This is a genomic window from Streptomyces sp. JLYT201 (assembly GCF_059448825.1).
The window spans coordinates 8,896,419-8,921,215 of the sequence record NZ_CM182551.1 but is presented as its reverse complement, the minus strand read 5'-3'; the positions used below and the strand labels follow the sequence as shown (position 1 = coordinate 8,921,215).

The window sequence follows — 24,797 nt, the reverse complement described above, 5'->3', positions numbered from 1 at the left end:
CGTCTCACGTCCCTTCGGCGACCGCCGCGTCGAGGAGCGGGCCGAGTTCGGCGACCGCCGCTGTCAGGGCCCGCGCGTCCCGTTCGGCGCGGGCGATGAGCAGGGCGCCCTCCAGGGTGCTGATCATGAGGGTCGCAAGGGGCTCGGCGCGCGCCGCGGGTACGCCCATGTCCACGAGCGCCCCGGCCACCGCCCCGCTCCAGCGGCCGAACGCGGCCGCGGCGGCGGCCCGGGTGGACTCCGTGGAGCCCCCGCGGTCGACGACGGCCGCGGCGACCGGGCAGCCGGTGGCCTCCGGGGCGGACTCCAGCTCATCGGTCCACTGGCGGACCATCGCGGCGAACAGGCCGCTGGGCGAGGGTTCGGCGAGTCCGGCGACGAACCGCCGCACGCGCCCCGCCGCATAGCCCCCGCCCCAGGCGACGGCCTCGTTGACCAACTGCTCCTTGCCGCCGGGGAAGTAGTGCTGGAGCGAGCCGCGCGGCGCGTTCGCGCGCGCGGCGACGTCCCGCATCCCGGCGGCGGCGACGCCACCGCAGCGCATCAGTTGGGCCGCGCCGAACACCATCCGCTCGCGCGGCCCCCGCTCGGACCCCATCGCCGCTCCCTTCTTCCCGTGCCGCCTGCCGACCGCCCCCGCGCGGGACTACTATGACAGCCGTCATAGCTATGACGGCTGTCATAACCGCGGCCGCGAGGCCGGAGTACGGGGGTGCGCGCGTGGACGTGGGATTCGTGGGACTCGGCGTCATGGGGCAGCCCATGGCCCTCCGCCTCGCCGGTTCCGGCGCCGAGCTGATCGTGTGGAGCCGCACCGCCGCGAAGTGCGAGCCGCTGCGCGCCGCCGGGGCGCACGTCGCGGCGGACCCCGACGAGGTCTTCCGGAAGGCGCCCGTCGTGATCCTGATGCTCGCGAACGGCGACGCGATCGACGCCGTCCTCGGGCGGGGCGCTCCGGACTTCGCCGCGCGCGTCGCGGACCGGACCGTCGTCCACATGGGCACGACGTCGCCCGAGTACTCCCAGGGCCTGGCAGCCGACATCCGTGCTGCGGGCGGGCGCTACGTGGAGGCCCCGGTGTCCGGCTCCCGCGAGCCCGCCGAGGCCGGGCGGCTCGTGGCGATGCTCGCGGGCGAACCGACCGACGTGGAGCGGGTGCGTCCGCTGCTTGCGCCCCTGTGCCACGAGGCGTTCGCGTGCGGCCCCGTCCCGAACGCGCTGGTGATGAAGCTGTCGGTGAACCTCTTCCTGATCACCACGGTCACCGGGCTGGCCGAGTCCTTCCACTTCGCCGAGCGGCACGGTCTGGACACCCGGCAGTTCCTGGAGGTCCTCGACGCCGGGCCGATGGCCAGCGGCGTCTCGCGGATGAAGGCGCCCAAGCTGCTCGCCCGGGACTTCGGCGTCCAGGCGGCGGCGCTCGACGTCCTGAAGAACAACCAGCTCGTCGCGGCCGCCGCCCGCGCGACCGGCGTGGCCTCGCCGCTCCTCGACGTCTGCCACGAGCTGTACGCGGACACCGTGGCGCTGGGCCACGGGGGCGCCGACATGGTGGCCGTCCTGCGCGCCATCGAAGCCCGGACCGGGACCGAGGCACGGACCGGGCACGAGGCACGGCCCGAGCAAGTCGCGGCCGTACCGCTCCCGGACCGGCGCCGGGCCGCGTCCTGAACGTATAAGAGTTGCCTTATATAAGGCAGGGGTGGCATGCTGGGGCCGTGCACGCATTCGACGTGCTGGGCGATCCGGTCCGGCGCCGCATCCTGGAACTGCTCGCCGAGGGCGAGCGGAGCTCCGGCGCGGTGACCGCCGCGATCCGGGAGGAGTTCTCGATCTCCCAGCCCGCCGTGTCCCAGCATCTGCGCGTCCTGCGCGAGAGCGGGTTCGCCACGGTGCGCGCCGACGGCGCCCGCCGGCTCTACGCCGTGGACGCGGCGCCGCTGCGCGAGGTGGACGCCTGGCTCGGGCGCTTCCGCGGCTTCTGGGAACAGCGCCTGGACGCGCTCGGCACGGAACTGGCCCGGGGCAAGCGGGCCCGGCGCTCGCACGACAGCACACCAGGGGGTGGTGAGCGCGGTACGCGACCTCGTACCGCCACGGAAGAGAACGAGGAGACCTCCGATGGCTGACATCGCCGACCTGATCAACGCCATGCACCGCCAGGTGCGCGACACCGAGACCCCCCAGGGGACCGGCCGCAGCGTCGTCATGCGCCGCACGTACGACGCCCCCGTCCACGACGTGTGGGAGGCGTGCACCGACGCGGAGCGCCTGGGGCGCTGGTTCCTGCCCGTCACGGGCGAGCTGAAGCCCGGCGGGCACTACCAGCTGGAGGGCAACGCGGGCGGCGAGGTGCTGCGCTGCGAACCGCCCCGCCTGCTGCGGGTCAGCTGGATCTTCGGCGAGCCGCAGGAGGGCGGTTTCAGCGAGGTCGAGGTGCGCCTGGCGCCCGAGGGCCAGGAGCGCACCCGCTTCGAGCTGGAGCACGTGGCCGTCGTCGACCCCGCGTTCTGGGGCACCTACGGCCCCGGCGCCACCGGCGTCGGCTGGGACCTCGGCCTGGTCGGCCTCGGGCTGTACCTCGCCGAGGGCGAGGCCTTCGACCGCGAGGCGACGCAGGCCTGGAGCGAGTCCGACGAGGCGCGCACGTTCCTGACGGCCAGCAGCGAGGCCTGGGGCAGGGCGAACGCGGCCTACGGCACGCCCGCCGCGACCGTCGCGGCGATGACGTCGGCCACCACGGACTTCTACGTGCCGCCCGCCTCCGGTTCCTGAGCGCGCCGCGGGATCAGTACGGCCGGTCGCCCGCGATCGCCACGCGCTCGGCGACCCGGCGGGCGGCCCCGTAGTCGGCGACGGCGTAGTGCTGGGTGGCGCGGTTGTCCCAGAACGCGACGTCGCCCGCCTGCCAGCGGAACCGCACCTGGTACTCGGGCACATGGGCCTGCTGGCACAGCAGCCGCAGCAGCCGGTCGCTCTCCGCCCGCTCCACACCGAGGATCCGGGTGGTGAAGGAGGCGTTCACGAACAGCGTGCGCCGGCCCGTCCCCGGGTGCCTGCGCACGACCGGGTGGCGCACGGGCGGGAAGGCCTCCTGCCACCGGGCGAGCCGCTCGGGCCCGTAGAACCGCCGGAAGCCGGGCAGGAAGTCGTGCTCGGCGACGGCGCCCTCGACGCGCTCCTTCACCTCGTCCGCGAGGTTGTCGTACGCGGCGGCCATGTCGGCCCACAGGGTGTCGCCGCCGGACGGCGGGACCTCGCGCAGCTGGAGCACCGCGCCCAGTGCGGGACGTTCCCGGAAGGTCACGTCCGCGTGCCAGACGTTCTCGAAGGTGGGCACGGACGAGGCGCCCTTGTCGAACCGCGCCACCTCGTCGCTGTCGCCGCGCTCCAGCAGCGGATTGGTCTCCAACTCGCCCCAGTGGCGGGCGAACGCGCGCTGCCGCTCGCCGCTCAGGTGCTGCCCCCGGAAGAACAGCACCTTCCATTCGAGCAGGGCCCGGTCCACCTCCTCGCGCAGGGCGGGCGACAGCGGCCGGGCGAGGTCGACACCGCGGACCTCGGCGCCGATGGTGGCGGCCCGGGGGACGACCTCGAACAGCTCGTAGGGCCGGTCCTGCCAGCCCTGCGGGGTGCGGCGCAGCACGCGCGGCCCCTCGTACAGGCCGTCGGCGGGAATCCGCGCGGGGCGCAGCGGACCGGGGTCGGCGGGGTGCGGGGCTTCCGCGACGGACATGGGGCACCTCCGGAGCACAGGGGGCAGGCGTAGGACGCGGTGCGGCCCGGGCCGCACGGCGGACGGCGCACGGGGACGAGCGGCGAGGGACCCGGGGTCCGCTACAAGCCGCCGCGCGCGCAGCCACATCGGTCCGGCACGGTGGCCGTCCCGAACGCGTGGGCGCGGTGCGTGAACATGCCCTCATCATGCGCCCCGTGGATCACCGGATCAAGGCCGGGACCCGTGGGAGCGCGGCTGCGCGGACGCGCCGTCAGCGGACCAGGGTGCCCAGGACCGCCACGCCCTCGCGGATGTCCGTCGGCGTGCTCGCCGCGTAGCCGAGGACGAGGCCCGGCGGCTGCGGGCGCTGGGCGTGCCAGGACAGGGGCTGCACCTTCACGCCCCGCTCCAGGGCCGCCGCGGCGAGCTCGGTGTCGGAGCGCTCCGCGGCCCCGTGCGCGAAGGTCACCATCAGGTGCAGGCCCGCGGCGGCGCCGTGCACGACGGCGCCCGGCAGATGCGTGCGGATGGCCTCGATCATGGCGTCGCGGCGGGCGCGGTGCCGTCTGCGCAGCAGCCGCAGATGGCGCTCCAGGTCCCCGGACTCCATCAGCCGGGCGAGGACCAGCTGCGGCAGCGCCGCGTTGCCGAGGTCCGCGAAGCGCTTGGCGTCCACGAGCGCGGCGTGGTGCGCCCGGGGCGCGAGCAGCCAGCCCACGCGCAGGGCGGGCGCGAGGAGCTTGGACACGCTGCCCGCGTACGCGACGCGGTCGGGGAGCGTGGCCCGCAGGGCCGGGACGGGCGGGCGGTCGTAGCGGTGCTCGGCGTCGTAGTCGTCCTCGATGATCAGCCCGCCGTCGCGGGTCCACCGCGCGAGTTCACGCCGCCGTACGCCGTCGAGGACCACGCCGGTGGGGAACTGGTGGGCCGGGGTCAGCAGGACGGCCGGGGCGCCGGTGTCCCGCAGCGCGTCCACGCGGATGCCGTCGGCGTCCACAGGCACCGGCGGCGCCTGGAGGCCGGAGACGCGCAGGTGCTGGCGCAGCCCGAGCGAGCAGGGGTCCTCCACCGCGACGCGGGAGATCCCCACGCCCTGGAGCACGGTGGCGAGCAGGCCGAGCGCCTGGGCGGTGCCCGCGACGACGAGCACCTCGTCCGGGTCGGCCGCGATGCCCCGGTTGCGGGCCAGCCAGCGGGCCACGGCGCGGCGCAGGGCCGGGGTGCCGCGGGGGTCGCCGTAGCCGAAGTCCGAGGGCACGAGCCCGGCGAGCACGGACCGCTCGGCGCGCAGCCAGGCGGCGCGCGGGAACGCGGCGAGGTCCGGCAGGCCGGGTGACAGGTCGACCCGGGCGGGCGCGGCGCGCAGCGCGTCGAAGACGTCGGTTCCGGGCGGCGTCCGGAACAGCGGGGAGCTGCCTGACGGCACGTCAGGCACCGTGGCGCCGGGGGCCGTCGGCGGGGTCGGCGGCGGGGCCGGCGGCGGGGCCGGCGGCGGGGCCGGCGGCGGGGCCGGCGGCGGGGCCGGCGGCGGGGCCGGCGGCGCGGACACGACCACGGTGCCGCCCCTCCCCCGCCCGGCCACGTGCCCGTCCTCCGTCAGCCTGCGGTACGCCTCCGTGATCACGCCGCGGGAGACGCCGAGCTCCGCGGCGAGCACCCGGGTCGCGGGCAGCCTGCTGCCGACCGGCAGCAGGCCGTCGGCGACCGCGCGCCGGACCTGGCGGGCCAGCCAGTCGGCCATGCCGCCCCGCGGGGCCTCGGCGGTGTTCAGCTGGAGGAAGTCGGAGGCGGCGGGGAGCGCGGGCCCGCCGACCGCTTTGGACCTGTTGGAAGGAGATCCTTTGGACCTGTTCACCGAACCATTGTGACGACAGAGTCAAGCCATGGAATTTCTGCTCACCACGCTCGTGATGACGGTGACGCCGGGCACCGGGGTCCTCTACACCGTCTCGGCGGGCCTCTCGCGCGGCCCGCGCGCCAGTGTCGTCGCAGCCGTCGGCTGCACCCTGGGCATCGTTCCGCACGTGCTGGCGGCGATCACGGGCCTGGCCGCGCTCCTGCACACCAGCGCCCTCGCGTTCCAGACGCTCAAGTACCTCGGTGTCGCCTACCTCCTCCACATGGCCTGGAAGACGCTCCGCGACCGGAGCGCGCTCACCGCGGACCTCGACGTCGCGCCGCGCTCCTCGGCCCGGGTGATCGTCGACGCCGTGCTGCTCAACCTCCTGAACCCCAAGCTCACCCTGTTCTTCTTCGCGTTCCTGCCGCAGTTCGTGCCCGACGACCATCCGCACGCGGTGCTCCGCATGCTCGAACTCAGCGGCTACTTCATGCTCCTGACGTTCGTCGTGTTCGCCGCGTACGGGCGGTTCGCGGCGGCCATGCGCGACCACGTGATCGCGCGGCCCGCGGTGGTGACGTGGCTGCGGCGCGTCTTCGCGGGCGCCTTCGCCGCGCTGGGCGCGAAGCTCGCGCTCTCGTAACGGCCCCTCACAGGCTCCGCCCTCGCCCCCCTCCCCCTCTACCGATGGGAATCCCCCGTGCACTTCCAGCATGAGCCCGCCCTGTGGCGGGACTTCCCGGCCCTGGTCCCCGGCGTCCTCCACGTCCGTGGCATCACGCCGGACGCCCCGGTCGACGCGCCGGTCGCCCGGTACGCGGCAGCGGCGGCCGAACGGCTCGCCGCCGCTCCGGAGAGCCGGTTCCCCGAAGTTCAGGCCTGGCGGCGGGCGTTCTCCACGCTCGGGATCAAGCCCACCCAGTACCGCTCCGCTTCGGAGTCCCTGCTGCGGCGCTTCCGCAAGGACGGCTCGCTGCCGCGCATCCACCCGCTCATCGACCTGTGCAACGCCGTGTCCCTCGCGTACGGCATCCCGGTCGGCGTCTTCGACCTCTCCCGTATCGGCGGGGACCTCGAAGTCCGGTACGCCACGGGGGACGAGGCCTACGAGACGTTCTCCGGCGGCGTGGAGCGGCCCGACGCGGGCGAGGTCGTCTTCGCCGACGACCGGGGCCGGGCCCACGCCCGCCGCTGGACCAACCGCCAGAGCGGCCACTCGGCCGTGCGGGCCACCACGTCCGACGTCCTGATCATCGCGGAGGCCCTGCACGACACCGCTCCCCAGGACGTGCCGAAGCTGGTCTCCTCGCTCGCCGACGAACTGCGCACGGTGTGGTCGGTCGAGCCGACGACGGGGGTGCTGACGCGGGAGGCTCCCGGGTTCACCTGCTGAACCCCACCGTGGCCCCGGTGCGGCGACGCTCGCCGCCACCGACCTGGAGCACCGCCCCTTTCACAGAGCGGCCTCCGCCGTCATCAACAGCGTGCTCGGCCGCACGGTGGCGCGTGCCTCGGGGCGCACGTGTTGGCCGGGGACGAGGCGCAGGCGCCACATCCGTGTCAGCGTGGCGAGGGCGGTGGCCATCTCGGTCATCGCGAAGTGGTCGCCGATGCACTTGTGCTTGCCCGCGCCGAAGGGCAGGAAGGCCCCGTGCGGCAGGCCCTCGCGCCAGGCGGTGGCGCGCCACCGGTCGGGGTCGAAGCGCAGCGGGTCCGGGAAGAGGGCGGCGTCCCGGTGCAGGGCGTGCTGGCAGTACGCCAGCTCCGTACCGGCCGGGATCTCCCAGCCGCCGAGGCGGACGGTGCCGAGGGTGCGCCGGGTGACGAGCCACCCCGTGTGGTGCAGGCGCAGAGCCTCGGTGATCACGTCGTGGAGGTAGGTGAGCTCGGGGAGGTCCTCGAAGGTGACGGGGCGGTCCCCGAGGACCTCGCCGAGTTCGGCGCGCAGCCGCTCGTCGACCTCGGGGTTGCGGGCGAGTTCGTAGAGCACCCAGGACAGGACCGAGGCCGTGGTCTCCGTACCGGCCACGGCCAGGGTGAGGACTTCCGAGCAGATCTGGTGGCCGCTCATGGGACGGCCGGTCTCCTCGTCCTCGGCCCGCAGGAACAGGGAGAGCATGTCGCCCGTGTCGTGGCCACCGGCGCGCAAGGAGTCCACAGCCCCGCCGATGACGTTCCGCACCGCCGCCCGGGAGGCGTTGAATCGCCAGTTGGAGGGCAGCGGCAGCCGCTCCACCCAGTCCGGCAGCATGACGCGTGCGCCGACGCCGTTCATCACGACCGACAGATCGCGACGCAGCCGACGGAAGGCCTGCTCGTCGAGGCTGGAGGCGAACACGGTGGCGGCAAGCATGTCCAGCGCGAGCTTGACCATGGTCTCGCGCACGTCCAGGGTCTGCCCCGGCTGCCAGGACGAGGCCGCACGGACGGCTTCCTCACGCATCAGGTCCACGTACCGGGCGATCTCGTCGTGCCGGAAGGCAGGCTGCAGTTGGCGCCGCTTGCGCACGTGGTCGGTGCCCGCGGCGGTCACCACGCTGTCCCCGCCGAGGACCTGGCCCATCTTCTCGAAGAACCGCCCCTTGTCGAGCCCGGGGGCGAGGTCCACCAGCATGGTCCGGATCAGGGCCGGCTCGTTCACGACGACCGTCGGCCTACGGGGCTGGAGGTGGATCCTCACCAACGGCCCATAGGCACGCAGCGATGCGATGAAGGACAAGTTGTCGCGCAACAGAGGTATCGCGTGGCCGAGGAGCGGCAGTGCTCCTTGTGCGGTGGGGATGGGGGGTGTCGCAACGGTCGTCACGTGAACTCAGCGCTCCTGCGGGGCGGTAGGGGCAGTTCCGCTCACGCTTCCCATGGGACTGGAGCCGCAATCCGTCACCTGTTGTGCACACTGTGAGAGTTGGCGAGATCACAGCATGGATCGATTCCGGACCGGGCAGCCTGGCAGCGCAGCTCGATACATGGGCATGCCATGCGTCCGCTCGTGGGGCGCCGGGGGAGCCGTACGAGCACACCCCTAGGAGTTCGGAAATGCCGCAGGACGTCCGGTTCGACATCCCCTTCGCCACCCCCGTCAGTGAGCATCTCGCCTATGCCGAGGACCGGCACCTGCGCTGGGTGCGGGACATGGAGCTCGTCCGCAGCCAGGAGGGTTTCGACGAATACGTGACCTGGGACCTGCCCCAGGCCGCGATACGCACCTATCCGTACGCCTCGGCCGAGGACATGGTCATGCTCATGAACTGGTTCTCGCTGGCCTTCCTCTTCGACGACCAGTTCGACACCGGAAAGCCCGGCCGCGCCGACCGCATCGCGGAGGTCGCCCGGGAGCTCGTCGTCACCACGTTGCGCCCCGCGGGCAGCCGCCCCCGGGTCGTCTGCCCCATCACCCTGGCGTGGGCACAGGTCTGGGAGCACCTCGCGGACGGCATGTCGCTCCCCTGGCGCACGCGGTTCTCGGCGTCCTGGGGGAGATTCCTGGTCGCGCACTCCGAGGAGATCGACGTCGCCGCCCGGGGCGTGGTCCTCGGTCTCGACGAGTACACGGCGTTCCGCCGCCGCACGGTGGGCATCCACCACAGCATCGACGCGGGCGAGCGCAGCCGCCGCTTCGAGGTGCCCGCGCAGGCCCAGGCACACCCGGTGATGATCCGGCTGCGGGACGCGGCGGCGGACACCATCGGGTTCATGAACGACATTCACTCCTTCGAGCGCGAGGCGCGGCGCGGCGACGGCCACAACCTCATCACCGTGCTCCAACGGGCGCACGGGTGCAGCCGGGAGGACGCGACTGCCGAGGCGATCCGGCGGACCCAGGACCGTCTCACGGACTATCTGCGCCTCGAGTCGCACGTGCCGCAGATGTGCCACGAGCTCCGCCTCGGCGACGACGAGCGCGCCCGCGTGCACATGGGCGTGGACGCCATCCGGCACTGGATCAGCGGCAACTACCAGTGGGCGCTCACCTCGGGCCGCTACACGGCGGCGAAGGACGGTCCGGCAGCCCGGGCGGAGAAGCGCGGGCACGGATCGGTGGACGACCTGCTGACGGTGTGAGAGGCACGGCGGCGGAGGCCGTCGCACACGGCGAAGGCCCCTCACCCTGGTGGTGAGGGGCCTTCTCTCCGTGGAGCGCCCGGCAGGCCTTGCACCTGCATTTCCCATCGGATGATGGACGTCTTTCCTTGGACCACAGACGCGCGACTCCCGTACTGTGCACCGAAGTTGTACCCGAACGATACACGGCTCGCGGGTGCCGGCTGTCACGGTCCGGGTGGGCGCACACGGCCCGAGGGCCCTCAGGTGTGGTGCGGGGTGAACTCCACCGGCAGCCTGTCCAGGCGTACCTCCCAGCTGGAGGCCGTGGAGGTGAGTTCCTCGGGAGCGACGGCGAGGCGCAGGCCGTGCAGGCGGTGCAACAGGACGCCGACAGCCGTCTCGATGATGGCTTGGCCCACGTCCTGGCCGGGACACTCGTGGGAGCCTCCGCTGAAGGCGAGGTGCGCCTTGTTGCCGTGCAGCGCCGCCGTGGCGCCCGGCCGCACGCCCGGGTCGCGGTTGCCGGCTGCCAGGCCCAGGAGCAGCAGGTCGCCCGTCTTCACCTGGTGCCCGCCGAGCTCCACGTCCGCCGTGGCGAACCGGCCCGGCAGGACGGCGAGCGGCGGCTTGTCCCACATCACCTCTTCCACCACCGCCGAGACGTTCAACTGCCCGCTGACGAGGCCCGCCAGGTGCGGAGGATGGGTGAGCACCAGCTGGAGAACCCGGGCCAGCAGGTTGCTGGTGGTGGTATGCGCGGCGATCAGGACGAGCCGCAGGTGGCTGAGCACCTCGCCGTCGTCCAGGTCCGCCCGGTGCTCCAGGAGGCCGGTGGTGAAGTCCGCGCCCGGCTCGTCACGCTTGCGCTCGGCGAGCTCGCCGAGGATCTTCATGATGCGGTCGTTGTGCGCGAGGGCCTCCTCGCCGCCCTTGATGACCTGGGCGCAGGAGACCGCCAGTTGCCGCCCTTCGCTCTCCGCGAGGCCGAACACCCGGGTCAGCACGAGCATCGGCAGGTACTCGGCGAACTGGCTCACGAGGTCGGCGTGGCCGTCCGGCGCGAACGCGTCGATCTGCTTGGTGGCGAAGTGCGTGACGTGGCGGCGGATGCCGCGGCCCGCGATGGCCTGGATGCTGTCGGTGACCGCGGCACGCAGCCGTCGGTGCGGCTGGCCCTCCTGGGAGACGCAGTCGGGACGCCAGCCCACCATCTGGATCAGCGGTGACGTTTCGTCTACGCGGCCCTCCTTCCAGCTCCGCCAGATGCGGGAGTCGCGGGTGAACTGCCGCGGGTTCTCCAGGACCCGGCGGTTCTCGCGGTAGCCGAGGACCAGCCAGGCGGGCACGTCGCCTTCGAGGAGGACGGGCGCCACCGCACCGTACCGCTCGCGCAGGCGGGCGTAGATGGCGTACGGATCGCTCGCCGCGCTCTCGCCGTACAGGCGCGTCACGCTGTCGGGCCCGCCGTGCGCGACGGGGCAGCCGGAGACGGCCTCCCCCGCGACGTGGGCATCGGACGGAGTCGGGGCGTTCATCGGGGCTCCACGGCGGCGGCCGAGCGTTCCTTGAGGTGGCGGATCAGGGCGATGAGGACGTCGCGGCTGGACGCGCGGTCGCGGGCGTCGCAGCTGACGATCGGGGTGTGCGGGGGAACGTCGAGCGCTTCCCGCACTTCTTCGACGGGGTGTTCCTTGGAGTCGGGGAAGACGTTCAGGGCGATGACGAACGGCACGTTCTGCCGCTCCATCTCCTCGATGGCCCGGAAGCTGGACGCGAGGCGGCGCGTGTCGACCAGGACCACCGCTCCCAGGGCGCCCTTGAACAGGCCGTTCCACAGGAACCAGAACCGCTCCTGGCCCGGTGTGCCGAAGAGGTAGAGGACCAGGCGGTCGTTGAGGCCGATGCGGCCGAAGTCGAGGCTGACCGTGGTCTCTTGCTTGTCCGCGACGCCGATGAGGTGGTCGACGTCGGCGCTGGCCTGGGTGAGGGTCTCCTCGGTGGTGAGCGGTCTGATGTCGCTCACGGAACGCACCATCGTGGTCTTGCCGGTGCCGAAGCCTCCGGCGATCATCACTTTGACTGAGCGGGTGCCCGCGGGCAGCACACCCTCGGCCGCCGCCTGGTACGGCCGGTCAAAGCCTTTCGAGTCCACTGAGTACCTCCTCGAGGAGCGCGATGTCCGGCCCTCGGCCGGCCGCGGAAGAAACCGGGATGGGGTCACGGGCCTCCACCCGGCCCGCCTCCAGCAGGTCGGTCACCAGCACCGCGAGGATGTTGAACGGCAGCCCGAGGTGGGCGCCGAGCTCGGCCACCGCCAGCGGGTCGCGGCACCGGCGCACGATCTCCTCGTGCTCGGCCTGCGAGCCGGGCGCGGGCACGGTGCGCGATTCGGTCCGGGAAACGATGAGCGTCGCCACGTCGAGCCCTGCCGCCGGTCCACCCGGCCCGCTGCGGCCGCCGGTGAGGACGTAGTAGCGCTCGAGACCGGACGGGTCCGTGGGCCGGTGGGGACGGCTCATCCAGGCTGCTCCTCCCGGCGCGGCGTCGTGCCGAGGAGCTCTCCCATCCGGCGGGACAGGTCCCGCATCTGGTGGCCGAGCAGCCCTTGGTCGAGCCCCTCCTTGGCCAGGACGCCGAGATACGTCTCCACCCCGGCGCGCACCACGAAGAGGTGCCCGCCGTCCACCTCGATCATGGCGAGGCGCAGTTGGCCCCCGTACTTGGGGAACTGCTCGGCCACGGGCTGGGCGAGGGCCTGGAGCCCGGCGACCACCGCGGCGAAGCGGTCGACGTCGTCCGGGTCCTCGGCCCCGTAGGAGGTGATGGCCTTGCCGTCGCTGGAGGCCACCAGGGCGAAGCGGATCTCCTGGATGCTCTCCGTCAGGTCGCGCAGGGCCCAGCTCACATCGGTCTCGTGCTGCGTCATGCGGCTAGTCCCTCTCTTCCGTGCGGTCGGTGCCGCGGGGCTCATCGGTCTCGCGCCCGGCGGTCGCGAAGGCCGCGAGGCCGGTGAAGGACGCGTCCGGCGGTACGACGGGCCGCGCGGGGGCCACCTCATCGACCGGGCGCACGGCGACGGCCCCGGCCGCCTCGGTTTCCCGGGAGCCGCGCGCCCCGCTCCGGCGCCGCTTGGGAAGACCGCCCGCCGTGGTGTCCGGCTCCGGCGTGGTGGCGGCGCGCGCGACGGGCGGCGCGGTCGCCTGCCCGGCGGCGGGCACGACGGCGGCCGGGCGCGGCTCGGCGACGGGCGCGGCCGGCAGCGCGCTGAAGTACTTGTGCGGGACGACCACGACGACCGAGGTGCCGAGCCACGGAGAGTCCGCGAAGGTCACGCGGATGCCGTACTTGCGGCTGAGAGTGCCCACCACCCGCAGGCCGAGGTGGGCGTCCTCGGACAGGCCACCGAGGCCGGGGCCCGCGGCGACGCCGTCGAGCGAGGCGAGGGCCTGCTGCTTCTTCTCGTCGCTCAGGCCCTTGCCCGCGTCCTGGATCTCGATGCCCACGCCGTTGGGCACCTCCTTGCCGGTGACGATCACCGGCTCGGTGGGCGGCGAGTAGCGGGCCGCGTTGTCCAGGAGGTGGGCGCAGATCAGCGTGAGGTGGTCCACCAGACCTCCGTCGACGCCGAGTTCGGGAAGCTGGCGCACCTGGACGCGGTCGTAGTCCTTGATGCGGCCGATGCCTCCGCGCACCACGCTGAGCAGGCGCTGCGGCTCCTGCCACTGGCGTCCGGGCCTGTCGGAGCCGCCGAGGACGCCGATGCTGGCGGCGAGACAGTCGGCGGGGCCGATCGCCTGGTCGAGCTCCATGAGGCCCTGGGCGACGGCGGGCAGTCGGCCGTGCTCGCCTTGCATCTCGTGCAGTCGGCCACGGATCTTGCCGGTGAGGACGTGCAAGCGGCTGCCGATGCTGATGACGGCCTGCTCCGCGGAGGTGCTGCGGTCGAGCTCCTCCTCGACGGCGATCAGGCCGGTCCGCAGGACCTTGCGCAGCTCCTTCCTGAACTCCGGCGACACATCGGTCTCCTGAGCCAGGGACGGCAGCACGTCGTCGATGGCCTCGCCCGCCCGCAGTCCACGCAGGGCGGTGGGCAGGAAGTCGTCGCCGAGCTCGGCGACCAGCTCCTGCTGGCGGTTGAGGCGCCACTGCCAGGCCTTGACCTCGTCGGCGAGACGGGCCTCCAGGGCGGTCCGCTCGGCGGCGTGCCGCTGCTCCATCGCGGCCACGTGCTGCTGCCACTGCTGGGTCTGCTCGATCCTCGCGGTGTGCACCTCGGCGGTGGCCCGGCCCAGTTCCGCTCGCGAACGCAGCAGCAGCCGTACGCACAGCGAGGCGGTCAGCGTCACGCCGGCTCCCACCAGGGCCGCGGGGATGCGCGCCGGGTCCGATGCGGCCACCGCGGCGGCGACCGTGCCCGCCCCCGTGCCGAACGGCAGGAGCCACCAGGCGTACAAGCCCTTTGATCCTCGGGCCTCCGCCGGTGGCGGAGTGGCAAGTTCCATCTGCATCCTCAAACCAACGCGGTCGAACAGGGGACAACCATCCGGATGGCCGCGCTCGTCGCCGGAAGCGCGCCGCGGCGCGACAACCTCCAGGCCATCTGCGAGATCCCCCCATGCAACGGCGCGCCAGCACGGCCCGACGCGACGGAAAGCGATCGCGTCAACACGCCACGCTGCGACGGAGCTTATCGGGTGAACGGGGATGTGGATCAACCCCGTCCGGTAGGGACTACCCGTCGGTAGGCGTACTTTCGGCCGAGATCGTTCGGTGGCTCCCGCCGCACCGAAGGCCCTCATGGATGGCATGCACACACGGCGGCCAGGCGTGTACGACCGTGGCGAGAGCGCGCCGGGCGGGCCGGTGAATCCATGGGAGATGCGTTTCCCCGATCTGTGTGCGTCCGCAAGCTTGGCCAGTTCCCGGTGGTCGCCCGGGGTGGGCCGACAGGGCCCGGGGCCACGCGGATGGCAGGCCCGCAAGTGCCGGGTGTCCCGCGGGTGTCGGGCAGGCGGACAGTCGGACACGCCTCGGCCCGACGCCCCCCGGTCAGCCGCCGTACTCGACCAGTTCGGTCGCGAGTACCACTCGGCGCGGGGCCGGGGGCGGGCCTGTCGTCGGAGCGTGGTCTCGCGTGCGGGCGCGCAGCAACCGGCCCGCCTCGCGGCCCAGTTCGTCGCTGTCGTAGGTGACCAGGGTGAGGGGCAGGCCGAGGGCGTCGGCGAGTTCGAAGTCGTCGAAGCCCGCGAGGGCGGTGTCGGTGCGGCTCGCGCGAAGGGCCCGGAACGCCCCTATGGTGTTGCGGTTGTTGGAGCAGAACAGGGCCGTGGGCGGGTCGGGCAGGCCCAGGAGTGCGGTGGCCGCGCGCTCGGCCTGGCCGGGGCGGGTCTGGCCCTGGCGGACGTAGCGCTCGTCGGCGGGCAGGCCCGCGTCCGCGAGGGCGGCGCGGTAGCCGCGCAGCCGCTCGGTGCCGGTGTAGACGGTCGGCGGCGAGCCGAGGAAGCCGATGCGGCGGTGGCCGCGGGCGATCAGGCGCGCGGTGGCGGCGCGGGCACCGCCGAAGTCGTCGACCAGGACGCAGTCCGCGGCGAAGCCCTCGGGCGGGCGGCTGGCGAGGACCACGGGGACGCCCTCGGCGGCCGCGGCGGCGAGGTGGCGCTGGTCGTCCCCCGCGGGCACGGCGATGATGCCGTCCACGCGGCGGCCCACCAGGTCCTCGACCAGGTCCCGTTCGGCGTCCAGGTCCTGCCCGGTGTTGCCTATCACCGTCTTGAGGCCGTCGGCGGCGAGCACGGAGTCGACGCCGAGGGCGAGCCGGGAGTAGAAGGGGTTGGCGAGGTTGGTGACCACCAGGCCGACGAGGCCCGTGCCCCGGCCGAGGCGCAGTCGGCGGGCCAGTTCGTTGGGCCGGTAGCCGAGCGCGACGGCGGCCGCGCGGACCCGGTCGCGGGTGGCCGGGTGGACCCGGGGGTCGTCGCGCAGCACCCGCGACGCGGTCATCGCGCTCACCTCGGCGCGCTCGGCGACGTCCCGGAGGGTGGCCTTGCCGCTCCTGGACTCGCGCGGGGCGGGGCCGCGCGCGGGCGCTCCCGGCCCGCCCTCGGGCTCGGGCTCATGCGGAGTTCCGGGCATCCGGGCCTTCCTTTCCGTTTCCCCGCCGCACGGTGTCCCCTGTGCCGCACGGTGTCTCCTGCCGCCGCGCGGTGTGCCCGTCGCGGCGGGGCTTCCCCCGCCGGCTCGCCTAGCGCGGCCGCGCGTACAGCGCCGCTCCCACCAGCGCCGCGTCCCCGCCGAGCGCGGCCGCGCGCAGCGCGACCGGGGTGTCCCCCAGGCCGTCGCGCAGCGCGGGGCCGACGAGGTCCCAGGACGCGGCCATGCCGCCGCCCACGATAAGCGCCGTGGCCCCGAAGTCCCGCACGTACGGTGCGAGGACGGCGCCGAGGGGGCGCAGGGACTCGTACAGGACGCGGGCGGCGTGGCCTTCGCCCGCGCGGGCGCGGGCGGCGATGTCCCGCACGTCCGCGGCGCGGTCGCCGTAGCGGGCGACGACGGCCCGGCGCGAGACGGTGTCCTCCAGCGGGCGGCCCTCGGCCCGGGTCAGGTCGACGCGGCCCAGCGGCGGCACGCCGGGGCCGTCGCGGCACACGGCGCCGTCGGCGAGGAAGGCCGAGCCGACGCCCGTGCCGAGGGTGACGCCGACGCATCTGCGGTGGCCGCGCGCGGCGCCCGCGTGCCACTCGCCGAGCGCGAAGGCGTGCGCGTCGTTGAGGAACGCCACGCCCGCGGGCCGGGGCCAGACGCCGTCGAGCAGGACGGAGCCCACGTCGATCCCGTACAGGTCGTCGAACTTGCCGACGCCCTCGTAGCGGGCCACGCCCTTGTCGTAGTCGAAGGGGCCCGGCAGGGCGACGCCCCACACCTCGCCCGGGGGCGCGTCGAGGGCGGTGGCGCAGCGCACCACGGCGCCGAGGACGTGCTCGGCGCTGCCGCGCGCCTCGACGCCGCGGCGCACCCGGCGCACGACGCGGGCGGCCTCCACGAGGGCTGCCGTCACATGGGTGCCGCCCAGCTCCAGGACGGCTCTCATGAGCGGCCCGCGGCGGGCGCGCGGACCAGCGCCTTGACGACCCGCACGGGGCCGCCGCGCGCGGCGATGCGGTACGGGCCGACGGCGGCGGGCACCGTCAGGGTCTCCGCGTACGCCAGCGGATGCGAGGCGCCCGCCGCCGTGTGGAGCTCCACGCCTTCGCCCTCCACGACGTTGAGGACGTGGAAGCGCCCCGCGGTGTCGTCGGTGGCCTCGGCGCCGGCGTCCAGGGTGAAGCGCCGCACCTCGTAGAACATCTCGTCGAGGGCGCCGATGAGGTCCTCGCGCCAGCCCGGGCCCGTGCGCAGGGCGCGCGGCTCCTGGACGAGGTCGCGGGCGACGGCCTCGCCGCGCCGGTCGGTGTCCAGGTTCGCCAGGCCGTGTGCGTAGGGCAGCGCGCGCGGCCTGCCGTCGGCGTCGGGGCGCAGCCAGTCGTAGAAGCGCAGGCTGTACAGGTACGGGGTGGCGCTGATCTCCAGGACGAGGTTGCCCGCGCCGCTGGCGTGCGGGGTGCCCGCGGGGATGAGGAAGAGCCGGCCCTGCTCGGCGGGGAAGGTGAGGACGTGGTCCTCGGGGTCCATGGGCACGCCGTCCGCGGCGGACTCCTCGACCTCCTTGCGGAACAGGTCGAGGTCGGCGTCCTCGCGCAGGCCGAGGAAGACGCGCCGGTCGGGGCCGCCGAGCGTCAGGTAGTACGACTCGTGCTGGGTGTAGGGCCAGCCGAACCGCTCCCGCATGTACCGCTCGCGCGGGTGGCAGTGCACGGACAGGTTGCCGCCGCCGACGGTGTCCAGGTAGTCGAAGCGGATCGGGAAGGAGGTGCCGAAGCGGGCGTGCGCGTCGGCGCCGAGCATCTCTTCCGGGTGCAGGACGCACAGCAGCTGGAAGGGCACCTCGGCCTGGCGGTCGGGGCCGGTCCCGATGAGGACGCCGGATTCGGGGGCGATGAGTTCGTAGCCCAGCGCCGTGTTGCGGCCGCCCCCGGCGAAGCCGAGCCGCCGCGCCCACTGTCCGCCCCAGGGCGTGGAGTTGAAGTACGGGCGGGTGCGCACAGGACCGCGCGCGAGGCGGGCCAGGGTGGCGCGCAGGCCGTCGCCGTCGAGGTGGACGGGCCGGTCGGGATCCTGGACGTCGAGCCAGGCGTCGACGCGCGGGGCGAGCGCGTCGCGGTGCCGGTCGAGCATGGGCCAGTCGACGTAGAAGAGCCGCCGCAGGTCGCCCGGTTCGTGCGGCAGGCCCAGGTTGCGGCCGGTGCCCGCGGCGACGGCGGCCTCCGCGTACCGCTTGGGCACGTCGGCGTACCACAGGACGTCGTGCGGGACGAGGGACGCGCCGGGGCCAAGGACGAGGCACAGGGCGTCCGGCGCCCCGGCCGCGCGCGGCAGTTCGTCGAAGAGGTCGCTGAGGGGGTTGGCGGCGAGCTTGCAGTAGTACGGGTCGCCGGTGCCGTCCTCGGTGCGCTCGCGCACCGAGGACGGCGGCGCGTAGTGCGCGCGCACGTCCAGGGTCCGCACGGGCGCGGCGAGGTGCGCGGCGAGCCGGGCGGCGAGGCGGTCGAAGTCCACGGACGGGGGCCCCTCCACGGCCACCGTCCGCGGACCGCCGGGCAGTCGTGCGGCCACGGCGGGCCAGCCGGTGGCCAGGACGGCCCCGGGCGCGGGGCCGTAACGCGGGTCGAGCCGGTACACACCATCTCCTTACCGCCGAGGCAGCGACGGGCCGGCTCTCACCGGCGCACGAACAGGACCGCCGCCGTGCCGAGGGCGGGCACGTCGACGCTCACCTCCCCGTCCTCCAGGGGGAGTTCGGCTCCTCTGCCGCCCAGGTAGCCCGCCCGGTGGGCGGCGCGCGCGGCGAAGCCGATCCGCACCCGGCACGCCACCGGCTCCTCGGCGAAGGACTGCAGCCGCAGCAGCGTCTCGCCCGCCCGGGGCGTGGTGGCGCCGACCAGGCGCACCCGCGGGTCGTCCAGGGCGGCGAAGCAGTGCGTGGCCGGGGCGTCCCCCGTCGCGCCCCGGGCCCGCACCGCCCGCAGCGGCCTGCTCCACGCCGCCGCCGTCCGGGTCCCGAGCCCGGTCGCCGTCGGACCGCAGGCGACGCTGTAGCGGAAGGTGAACGCGAAGCCCTGCTCGCTGGGGAAGTTGGTGTCCCACAGGTTGTTGTGGATCCAGGAGAAGACGGTGGCGGGCTCGTCGTGCCCGAGCGTCTTGGGGAACGGCGCGTACGGCAGCGCGATGTTGCCGAACTGCACCAGCGGCGCGTCCTGCGTGGACCAGGCGACCGCGAGCCCGTCGTCGGCGAGGGTCACCCAGCGGCGCACGGCCCGCATGTGCCGCGCCGAGCCCGGCACCACCGGCAGGCCGGTGCCGGTGGCGCCGCCGGAGGCCTCCATGCGGACGACGGGGTGGTCGAAGGCGAAGGGGAAGGCGAAGTAGGCGCTCTCCTTGCTGAGGGTCCGGTCCTTGTCGAGGCGGTTCTCGACGTCGAGCCGGGGCACGCCGCGCGGCAGCGTGAGCGTGACCCGCAGGCGGTTCGCGCCCGCGGGACGGGTCTCGTACGTGATCGACTCCGCGGTCGCCGTGGAGGTGCGGCCGACGAGCGCGGCGGGCGGGGCGACGGCGCGCCGCCCCAGGTGCTCCAGGCGCTCGGACGCCGTGGTGCGGCTGGAGTTGTGGTTGAAGGCCCCGGCGGTGGTGTAGCTGTCGTGGACGTATCCGTTGAAGCCGACGATCGCGTCGGCGCGCACCAGCTCGCGGCCGGTCGACTTGTCGATGACGGAGGCCACGCAGGCCCGGGCCAGGTCGACGCGGACGGCCAGGTACTCGTTCTCCAGGAGCGTCGGGTCGGGGTGGGCCGCGGCGCGTGCGGCGCTCTCGGCGGGGTCCTCGCGCTCGGTGCCGCCGGTGGGGTTCCAGCCGGTGGCGGCCTTCACGACGGGGGGCGCGTCGCCTCGCCCGGCCCGTCCGGCGTCGGCCCGCACGTCGAGGCGCACCGAACCGGCGGACGGCACCTCGTCCACGCGGACCAGCAGGAAGCGGCCCGCGTCGCGGTGGTCGTCGTTGGTCTGGGGCCGCTCCTCGTGCGTCAGGGTGCGGCCGTCGCGGGCGTCGTGGACGGTGACCCGCTGGTCGAGCGGCACCGTGCTCTCCGGCAGGAAGATCCGTACGACGTCGGTGCGCGGCCAGGAGCAGGTGTTCACCACGTGGTACGAGGCCAGGGCGCCGGGCTCAGCGGCGAGCCGCTGGCCGAGCCGGGCCGCGGCCCGGCGCAGCAGCGAGGCGCCGTCGTCGTGGGCGCGCAGGGCCTGTCCGTACTTCCAGTGCCACTGGTGCTCGCCGGAGTGGCCGCCCTCGTCGCCGTGCGTCCACGGGTCGCCGGCGCCCCAGGTGTGCTCGTCGAAGAGCGACACCGCCTCGTACACCCCGGCGGCGTCACGCGTGTCGTCCTCGGCCCCCGTGGCGTCGAGGAGGGAGGCGAACGTGCCGATGGTCTGGGCGTCGGCGACCGTGGACTGGGCGGTGCGGGCGAGCGACAGCGGGCGCGCGCCTGCGCCCACGCCGTCCACCCACCAGTCGGTCCAGTCGCCCTCGAAGGTGCGGATCCCGTCGCCGATCCTGGCCTCGGCGTCACGGAAGAAGTCCTCGTTGCGGGAGAGCCTGAGGCGCGGGTACGCCCAGGTCTCGTTCCAGCGGCGCACGGTGTCGGCGATGACGCGGCGCGGCGGCGCGTTGTCGCCGAACTTGCCCTGCACGCGCAGGTGGAGCACGTCCCACGGGTACGGTTCGCGCTTGACGTCCACGTGGTCCATGGCCCAGCCGAAGATGCCGCCCCGGTAGGGGTAGGGGTGGGTCGCCAGCGAGGTGAGGTAGGCGGGCAGCAGGTCGTCGACGTCCGCGTACGCGGTGTCGAAGCCGAGCAGCGGGCCCTCCATGTAGGCGAGGCCGTGCGGGGTGTCGGTGACCCACACCAGGACGCTCGCGCCGCTCGGGGCGCGCCAGCGGAAGAGGCGGGGCAACAGCTCGCCGCCGACGAGGTGCGGCACGGAGCGGCCCGCCCAGTTGTGCGCGACGGACAGATAGCGGACGCCCGCCTGGGCCAGGGCGTCGACGAGGCCGACGACCGCGCCCGGCACGTCGGTCTGCATCGCGGAGGTGAGGGTGACGCCGTGGCGCTCGCGCAGCTCGTGGGCGGGGCGCAGCAGTTCGTGCAGCTCGTCCGTGGAGCAGGTCTCGGTGTGCAGGTTGAACGGCATCGCCGTCAGCTCGATGCGGCCCTCCCGCACGCGGCGCATCAGCTCCTCGACCTGCTCGGCGGGCCGGGCACCGGCCCACTGCCCCAGCGACCACAGGGACTCCACGCACCAGCGGAAGCGGGATTCGGAGGGCCAGTCGTCGGTCGCCCGGGTCAGCTCCAGACAGGAGTCGAGGAACGACAGGTGTTCGTTCAGGACCTGGCCCTGGGGGTCGGTGTAGCCGATGTCGAGGTGCGAGTGGTGCACCAGGTGGATGGTCCAGCGGCGCTGCGGGGTCAGCTGGACGGTGATGCCGTCGGCCTCCTGCGGCAGCCCCACCGTGAGGCGCGTCGCCGTGTCCACGGCGGGCACCAGGAGCCGGGCGCCGCCGCCGGGCCCGGCCACGCGCGCCGCCCGCACCGCCGTGTCCGAGGCGGTGCGCACGGCCAGTTCGGCGGGGACCCGGGAGCCGCCCACGGGGTCGATCCGCAGCGACTGGAGCAGGGTGCCGTCGGCCGCCTCCCGCAGCAGGGGTTCCTCGCTGAGCCGCAGCGCGGCGCCGTCGAGGGTGCCCTCGGCGCCGACCACGCCGGAGCGCAGGCTGGCGCGGACGCGGTCGTTGTCCCAGTCGGCGGTGCGGACCAGGGCCCGTGTGGTCATGCGGATCTCCCCGGGTGGCGGGCGGTCAGCGGACGGACGCGGCCATGCCGCGCAGGAACAGGCCGCGGAACACGAGGAACAGCAGCAGCGTGGGCACGGACACGAGGAGGGCGCCCGCGAGGATCACGGGCGGCCCGCTGGCGGCGTAGGTGGCGCGGAGGGTGGCGAGCGACGCCATGACCGGCTGCACGTCGCGGCTGCGGCTGAGGGTGAGCCCGAGCAGCAGGTCGTTCCAGACGGCGGTGAACTGGAAGAGGAAGGCGGCGCCGAGCCCGGACCGCATCAGCGGCACGTGGATGCGCCAGAAGACGCGGGTGAAGGAGGCCCCGTCGATGAGGGCCGCCTCCGTCAACTCGGGCGGCATAGTGGTCATCTGATTGCGGATCAGGAAGAAGGCGAACGGCACCGCCCACGCGACGTACACGAGCATCAGGCCGAGCCGGGTGTCGTACAGATCGGCGTCCGCGTACAGGCCGAACAACGGCGCGAGGAAGATTTGCAACGGGAACAGCGTCCCGGAGTAGATCAGCCAGAACCAGAAGGCGGGCCGCGGGATCGGCAGGACGACCACCGCGAACGCCGCCATGGCCGCGACGAGCACGGCGAGGAGGCCGCACACGACGGCGTACAGGAGCGAGGCCTGGAAGCTGTCGCCGATGCCCGCCTCGTCCCAGGCGGTCTTCACGTTGTCCGCGAGCGCGAAGCCCTGGAAGGTCCAGTCGGGCTTGCCCTCGTACGCGGCCACGGGGGTCAGCGCGTTGACGACGAGCAGGTACAGCGGGAGCAGCCAGAGCGCGACGCACCCGGCGACGAAGGCGTGCAGTCCTATGCGGCTAAACCGCCGCCGCTCTCGCGGACCCCACTCCCGCCATCGTGGTTCCTCAATTGATGGTTGCGGCGCATCCGCCATGAAAAATCCCTCCCTCAGGCCCTCGACCAACCCGTGTCGGGCATCTGGCGGCTCAGATAGAGCCAGGACGAGGCGACGACGACCACGGAGAGCACCAGGGCGATCGCCGAGCCGTAGCCGACGTGGAAGAGGCGGAACGTCTCGCGGTACATGGTCAGGGCGAGCGTCTCGGAGGAGCGGGACGGGCCGCCCTGGGTGAGGATCCAGATCATGTCGAAGGCCTTCAGACTGTTGACGATGGCCATGCCGACCACGACGACGGTCACGGCGCGCAGCTGCGGCACGGTGATGTACCGGAACATGCGCCAGCCGCTCGCGCCGTCCAGCTGGGCCGCCTCGACGGTGTCCCGGGGGATGGCGCGCAGGCCGATGGCGAAGAGCACCACGTTGAGGCCGGTCGCCTGCCAGGTGCTCGCGACGATCAGCGCCAGGGTGTTCTGCGGCCACTCCAGGAGCCAGGTCTGCGCCCACGCGTCGAGGCCGACGGCGCGCAGGGCCTGGTTGACGGCGCCGTCGGAGGTCAGCATGAAGTACCACAGGGCCGCGGTGGCGGTCCCGGAGATCGCGAAGGGCAGCACGATCACCAGCTGGGCGACGCCGCCCCAGCGGAGGCGGTGCGTGGCCAGGGCGATGACGAGCCCGGCGAGCACCGGCAGGAGCAGCGTCCCGGCCACCCACATCAGGGTGTTGAGCAGGGAGCGGCCGAAGACGGGGTCGTCGGCGAGCCGGGTGTAGTTGTCGAGCCCGGTGTAGCTGCTCGTGAAGCCGTTGTCCTCGAAGAAGCTCCCGTACACGCTGCGCAGGAACGGGTAGACGAGCAGCACGCCCACGAACGCGAAGGCGGGCAGGGCCCAGGGCAGCGCGGTCAGCGGCCCGCCGAGCCGGGCGCCGGGGCGCGCGGCGCGGTGCGGGGTGCGCAGGGGCACGCGGCGCCGGACGCGGCGCCCGCGGGCGCCGGACGCGGGCGTCCCGGTGGAGGTCACGGTCCCGGTCATGTCTCGCCCGCCTGCCGCCACACCTTCCAGGCCTCGTCGGCGCGGCCTTGCATGGTGCGCAGGACCTTCCGGTACGAGGAGGGGTCGAGCAGGAACCCGGCGAGGTCGTCGACGGTGGCCTCGACGAGTTCGGGCGGGCCCTGCTCCCAGAAGCGGTTGAGCAGCCACAGGCGGTCGCCGCGCACCTTCTTCTGGAGCGCGGCGATCACCGGGTTGGCGGGCGTGACCCGGGGGTTGGGGCAGCCGTCCTGGAGGGTGTGCGAGAAGGCCCTCATCACGGCCGGGTGCAGCCAGGCGCCGGTCGCCCGCACGGCCTCGTCGTGGTCGGGCCCCTTGACGGTGGCGACGAGGGCGCTGGACTCGAAGACGACGCTGGGGCGGGCCCCGGGCTCGGCCATGGGCAGGACGAAGGCGCTCATGTTCCTGCCGGGCTCGGCGCCCGCGGCCACGAGCGTGGAGCCGAGCCAGGTGCCGCAGGGCACCATGCCGACCCTGCCGTGCACGAGCGCCGCGGCGGCGTCGACGTGGTTCATGTCCATCGGCGTGAACCAGTCCCGGTCGAAGAAGGAGACCAGGGTGCGCAGGGCGCGCTCGGCGCGCGGGTCGGTGTAGCGCGCGCGGCCGTTCATCAAGTCGTCGTAGAAGCGCGGGTCCTGGCGGCTGAGGACCTCCTGGAACCAGATGAAGGCGGGCCAGCGGCCGTCGGCGGTGCCGTGCAGCGGCGTCACCTCGTTGCGCTTGAGCCGGGCGCAGGCGGCGAGGAAGTCGTCCCAGGTGCGCGGCGGCTTCAGGCCGTGCTCGGCGAACACCTCGGGGTTGTGGAACACCACCCAGTACGCGAGGTTCATCGGCAGGCCGTAGACGCGCCCCCGCTCGGTGAACGCGGAGCGCAGCGAGGGCTCGGCCCAACCCTTGCGCTCGGCGCGGTCCCACGCCGCGGAGAGGTCGACGACGCCGCCGGTGCGGGCCAGGTCCTTGAGGCGGTAGCCGGACCAGTACTTGAGCAGGTCCGGGGTCTTGCGGGTGCGCAGCGAGGACTTGACGACCTGCTCGAAGGATTCGAGGAGCGGGTTGACCTCGGGGACGAGCCGCAGCCCCGCGACGTCCTGCATGGCCTTGCCAGCGGCCGTCATCGGAGCGGCCCAGGCGGCGCTGTCCCCGAACACGCCCACCTTGCCCCGGGGTTGGCCCGTCGCGGTGCCGCAGGCCGTGGCGAGGGCTCCGGCGGCGGCCGCGGCGGCGCCGGTGATCAGCGTGCGACGTGCCGGAGCGGGTGGCGCGGTGGGCGTGGTGCCTGACATGGGCGGCCCCC

The 24,797-nt window shown here is 73.9% G+C and carries 22 protein-coding genes; 6 read left to right on the top strand and 16 right to left on the bottom strand.

Annotated features, from left to right (window positions below; all coding sequences use genetic code 11):
* Nucleotides 1-4 precede the first annotated feature (4 nt).
* Nucleotides 5-598 carry a TetR/AcrR family transcriptional regulator gene (locus tag AC5WAM_RS37960; protein ID WP_495520392.1) on the bottom strand — a complete coding sequence of 198 codons (594 nt, stop codon included), beginning with the start codon at nucleotides 596-598 and terminating at the stop codon, nucleotides 5-7.
* Between the two features lie 71 nt (nucleotides 599-669).
* Here AC5WAM_RS37960 and AC5WAM_RS37955 point away from each other — a divergent pair, with 71 nt between their 5' ends.
* The 3 genes from AC5WAM_RS37955 to AC5WAM_RS37945 are packed head-to-tail and all read left to right on the top strand — an operon-like array spanning nucleotide 670 to nucleotide 2,775.
* The gene (locus AC5WAM_RS37955) at nucleotides 670-1,671 is read left to right on the top strand and encodes an NAD(P)-dependent oxidoreductase (RefSeq protein ID WP_495520391.1); all 1,002 of its coding nucleotides are present in this window, start codon (nucleotides 670-672) and stop codon (nucleotides 1,669-1,671) included.
* Between the two features lie 47 nt (nucleotides 1,672-1,718).
* The gene (locus AC5WAM_RS37950) at nucleotides 1,719-2,129 is read left to right on the top strand and encodes an ArsR/SmtB family transcription factor (RefSeq protein WP_172381974.1); all 411 of its coding nucleotides are present in this window, start codon (nucleotides 1,719-1,721) and stop codon (nucleotides 2,127-2,129) included.
* Entirely contained in the window at nucleotides 2,122-2,775 is a 654-nt protein-coding gene (locus AC5WAM_RS37945; RefSeq protein WP_366792828.1) for an SRPBCC family protein, read from the top strand. Before AC5WAM_RS37950 ends, AC5WAM_RS37945 begins: the two co-directional genes overlap by 8 nt.
* Before the next feature lie 13 nt (nucleotides 2,776-2,788).
* Here AC5WAM_RS37945 and AC5WAM_RS37940 read toward each other — a convergent pair whose 3' ends face one another.
* Together AC5WAM_RS37940 and pdxR are read right to left on the bottom strand one after the other, a co-directional pair.
* Nucleotides 2,789-3,736 carry a TauD/TfdA dioxygenase family protein gene (locus AC5WAM_RS37940; RefSeq protein ID WP_495520390.1) on the bottom strand — a complete coding sequence of 316 codons (948 nt, stop codon included), beginning with the start codon at nucleotides 3,734-3,736 and terminating at the stop codon, nucleotides 2,789-2,791.
* Between the two features lie 253 nt (nucleotides 3,737-3,989).
* Complete coding sequence (gene pdxR / locus AC5WAM_RS37935; protein ID WP_495520389.1) at nucleotides 3,990-5,573, bottom strand: MocR-like pyridoxine biosynthesis transcription factor PdxR; 1,584 nt, start codon at nucleotides 5,571-5,573, stop codon at nucleotides 3,990-3,992.
* A gap of 28 nt (nucleotides 5,574-5,601) precedes the next feature.
* Between pdxR and AC5WAM_RS37930 the strand changes: the two genes are divergently transcribed.
* Together AC5WAM_RS37930 and AC5WAM_RS37925 are read left to right on the top strand one after the other, a co-directional pair.
* Nucleotides 5,602-6,201: a LysE family translocator gene (locus AC5WAM_RS37930; RefSeq protein ID WP_495520388.1), complete on the top strand. Its 600-nt coding sequence runs from the start codon at nucleotides 5,602-5,604 to the stop codon at nucleotides 6,199-6,201.
* 57 nt (nucleotides 6,202-6,258) lie between these two features.
* Nucleotides 6,259-6,951, top strand: a complete 693-nt coding sequence (locus AC5WAM_RS37925) for a B3/B4 domain-containing protein (protein WP_495520387.1) — start codon at nucleotides 6,259-6,261, stop codon at nucleotides 6,949-6,951.
* A 60-nt stretch (nucleotides 6,952-7,011) separates the two neighbouring features.
* Here AC5WAM_RS37925 and AC5WAM_RS37920 read toward each other — a convergent pair whose 3' ends face one another.
* Complete coding sequence (locus AC5WAM_RS37920; RefSeq protein ID WP_495520386.1) at nucleotides 7,012-8,364, bottom strand: cytochrome P450; 1,353 nt, start codon at nucleotides 8,362-8,364, stop codon at nucleotides 7,012-7,014.
* Between the two features lie 230 nt (nucleotides 8,365-8,594).
* On the opposite strand from AC5WAM_RS37920, the gene AC5WAM_RS37915 reads away from it, so the two are divergent.
* Entirely contained in the window at nucleotides 8,595-9,620 is a 1,026-nt protein-coding gene (locus tag AC5WAM_RS37915) for a 7-epi-alpha-eudesmol synthase (protein WP_495520385.1), read from the top strand.
* Nucleotides 9,621-9,862: 242 nt separating this feature from the next.
* Here AC5WAM_RS37915 and AC5WAM_RS37910 read toward each other — a convergent pair whose 3' ends face one another.
* The 12 genes from AC5WAM_RS37910 to AC5WAM_RS37855 all read right to left on the bottom strand — a co-directional run bounded on the left by AC5WAM_RS37910 (nucleotide 9,863) and on the right by AC5WAM_RS37855 (nucleotide 24,786).
* Nucleotides 9,863-11,137: a cytochrome P450 family protein gene (locus AC5WAM_RS37910; RefSeq protein WP_495520384.1), complete on the bottom strand. Its 1,275-nt coding sequence runs from the start codon at nucleotides 11,135-11,137 to the stop codon at nucleotides 9,863-9,865.
* Nucleotides 11,134-11,754 (bottom strand): GTP-binding protein, encoded by a 621-nt coding sequence (locus AC5WAM_RS37905; protein WP_495520383.1) that lies wholly within the window; start codon nucleotides 11,752-11,754, stop codon nucleotides 11,134-11,136. Before AC5WAM_RS37905 ends, AC5WAM_RS37910 begins: the two co-directional genes overlap by 4 nt.
* Nucleotides 11,735-12,121, bottom strand: coding sequence for a DUF742 domain-containing protein (locus tag AC5WAM_RS37900; RefSeq protein WP_366792819.1), 387 nt, complete (start codon nucleotides 12,119-12,121; stop codon nucleotides 11,735-11,737). Before AC5WAM_RS37900 ends, AC5WAM_RS37905 begins: the two co-directional genes overlap by 20 nt.
* Entirely contained in the window at nucleotides 12,118-12,528 is a 411-nt protein-coding gene (locus AC5WAM_RS37895) for a roadblock/LC7 domain-containing protein (protein WP_150509313.1), read from the bottom strand. The genes AC5WAM_RS37900 and AC5WAM_RS37895 overlap by 4 nt, the downstream gene beginning before the upstream one ends.
* Nucleotides 12,529-12,532: 4 nt before the next feature.
* Nucleotides 12,533-14,104: a sensor histidine kinase gene (locus tag AC5WAM_RS37890; protein WP_495520382.1), complete on the bottom strand. Its 1,572-nt coding sequence runs from the start codon at nucleotides 14,102-14,104 to the stop codon at nucleotides 12,533-12,535.
* A 547-nt stretch (nucleotides 14,105-14,651) separates the two neighbouring features.
* Complete coding sequence (locus tag AC5WAM_RS37885) at nucleotides 14,652-15,734, bottom strand: LacI family DNA-binding transcriptional regulator (RefSeq protein WP_495520381.1); 1,083 nt, start codon at nucleotides 15,732-15,734, stop codon at nucleotides 14,652-14,654.
* 109 nt (nucleotides 15,735-15,843) lie between these two features.
* A complete protein-coding gene (locus AC5WAM_RS37880) occupies nucleotides 15,844-16,689 on the bottom strand; it encodes an ROK family protein (RefSeq protein WP_495520380.1) in 846 nt (281 codons plus the stop codon).
* A complete protein-coding gene (locus tag AC5WAM_RS37875; protein ID WP_495520379.1) occupies nucleotides 16,686-18,377 on the bottom strand; it encodes a class I mannose-6-phosphate isomerase in 1,692 nt (563 codons plus the stop codon). Before AC5WAM_RS37875 ends, AC5WAM_RS37880 begins: the two co-directional genes overlap by 4 nt.
* 38 nt (nucleotides 18,378-18,415) lie before the next feature.
* On the bottom strand, nucleotides 18,416-21,580 hold the full coding sequence (locus AC5WAM_RS37870) for a glycoside hydrolase family 38 N-terminal domain-containing protein (RefSeq protein WP_495520378.1): 3,165 nt from the start codon (nucleotides 21,578-21,580) through the stop codon (nucleotides 18,416-18,418).
* Nucleotides 21,581-21,605: 25 nt separating this feature from the next.
* Nucleotides 21,606-22,490: a carbohydrate ABC transporter permease gene (locus AC5WAM_RS37865; protein ID WP_366792813.1), complete on the bottom strand. Its 885-nt coding sequence runs from the start codon at nucleotides 22,488-22,490 to the stop codon at nucleotides 21,606-21,608.
* Between the two features lie 14 nt (nucleotides 22,491-22,504).
* Nucleotides 22,505-23,485, bottom strand: coding sequence for a carbohydrate ABC transporter permease (locus tag AC5WAM_RS37860; RefSeq protein ID WP_495520377.1), 981 nt, complete (start codon nucleotides 23,483-23,485; stop codon nucleotides 22,505-22,507).
* Complete coding sequence (locus AC5WAM_RS37855) at nucleotides 23,482-24,786, bottom strand: ABC transporter substrate-binding protein (RefSeq protein WP_495520376.1); 1,305 nt, start codon at nucleotides 24,784-24,786, stop codon at nucleotides 23,482-23,484. Before AC5WAM_RS37855 ends, AC5WAM_RS37860 begins: the two co-directional genes overlap by 4 nt.
* Nucleotides 24,787-24,797: the final 11 nt, after the last annotated feature.

Excerpts from the sequence above, each read along its gene's own strand:
- AC5WAM_RS37960 (WP_495520392.1), bottom strand. The coding sequence starts at position 598 with ATGGGGTCCGAGCGGGGGCCGCGCGAGCGGATGGTGTTCGGCGCGGCC.
- AC5WAM_RS37955 (WP_495520391.1), top strand. The coding sequence starts at position 670 with ATGACGGCTGTCATAACCGCGGCCGCGAGGCCGGAGTACGGGGGTGCG.
- AC5WAM_RS37945 (WP_366792828.1), top strand. The coding sequence starts at position 2,122 with ATGGCTGACATCGCCGACCTGATCAACGCCATGCACCGCCAGGTGCGC.
- AC5WAM_RS37940 (WP_495520390.1), bottom strand. The coding sequence starts at position 3,736 with ATGTCCGTCGCGGAAGCCCCGCACCCCGCCGACCCCGGTCCGCTGCGC.
- AC5WAM_RS37930 (WP_495520388.1), top strand. The coding sequence starts at position 5,602 with ATGGAATTTCTGCTCACCACGCTCGTGATGACGGTGACGCCGGGCACC.
- AC5WAM_RS37915 (WP_495520385.1), top strand. The coding sequence starts at position 8,595 with ATGCCGCAGGACGTCCGGTTCGACATCCCCTTCGCCACCCCCGTCAGT.
- AC5WAM_RS37910 (WP_495520384.1), bottom strand. The coding sequence starts at position 11,137 with ATGAACGCCCCGACTCCGTCCGATGCCCACGTCGCGGGGGAGGCCGTC.
- AC5WAM_RS37900 (WP_366792819.1), bottom strand. The coding sequence starts at position 12,121 with ATGAGCCGTCCCCACCGGCCCACGGACCCGTCCGGTCTCGAGCGCTAC.
- AC5WAM_RS37895 (WP_150509313.1), bottom strand. The coding sequence starts at position 12,528 with ATGACGCAGCACGAGACCGATGTGAGCTGGGCCCTGCGCGACCTGACG.
- AC5WAM_RS37890 (WP_495520382.1), bottom strand. The coding sequence starts at position 14,104 with ATGGAACTTGCCACTCCGCCACCGGCGGAGGCCCGAGGATCAAAGGGC.
- AC5WAM_RS37885 (WP_495520381.1), bottom strand. The coding sequence starts at position 15,734 with ATGCCCGGAACTCCGCATGAGCCCGAGCCCGAGGGCGGGCCGGGAGCG.
- AC5WAM_RS37880 (WP_495520380.1), bottom strand. The coding sequence starts at position 16,689 with ATGAGAGCCGTCCTGGAGCTGGGCGGCACCCATGTGACGGCAGCCCTC.
- AC5WAM_RS37870 (WP_495520378.1), bottom strand. The coding sequence starts at position 21,580 with ATGACCACACGGGCCCTGGTCCGCACCGCCGACTGGGACAACGACCGC.
- AC5WAM_RS37865 (WP_366792813.1), bottom strand. The coding sequence starts at position 22,490 with ATGGCGGATGCGCCGCAACCATCAATTGAGGAACCACGATGGCGGGAG.
- AC5WAM_RS37860 (WP_495520377.1), bottom strand. The coding sequence starts at position 23,485 with ATGACCGGGACCGTGACCTCCACCGGGACGCCCGCGTCCGGCGCCCGC.
- AC5WAM_RS37855 (WP_495520376.1), bottom strand. The coding sequence starts at position 24,786 with ATGTCAGGCACCACGCCCACCGCGCCACCCGCTCCGGCACGTCGCACG.